Genomic DNA, 205 nt, shown 5'->3' with positions numbered 1-205 from the left:
TTCACTTCTGAGTTCGGCATGGGGTCAGGTGGGACCACCGCGCTACGGCCGCCAGGCAAATTCTGTTCGTCTAATGCCTCCGGCATTAAACACTAATCTGTAATCAGGCTGAAAATCGTCTCTCATCCGCCAAAACATCTTCGGCGTTGTAAGGTTAAGCCTCACGGTTCATTAGTACCGGTTAGCTCAACGCATCGCTGCGCTT

At 51.7% G+C, this 205-nt stretch carries 1 rRNA gene; it reads right to left on the bottom strand.

Going from position 1 to position 205, the window contains the following annotated elements:
* A 5S ribosomal RNA gene (rrf, locus tag OGX75_RS21235) occupies positions 1-56 on the bottom strand; the annotation flags it as partial.
* Positions 57-205: the final 149 nt, after the last annotated feature.

The sequence above is a fragment of the Citrobacter sp. CK199 genome, from assembly GCF_030333285.1.
Taxonomy (GTDB): Bacteria; Pseudomonadota; Gammaproteobacteria; order Enterobacterales; family Enterobacteriaceae; genus Citrobacter_B; species Citrobacter_B koseri.
The sequence above is the reverse complement of the archived record's forward strand: the minus strand, read 5'-3'. Positions and strand labels throughout refer to the sequence as shown.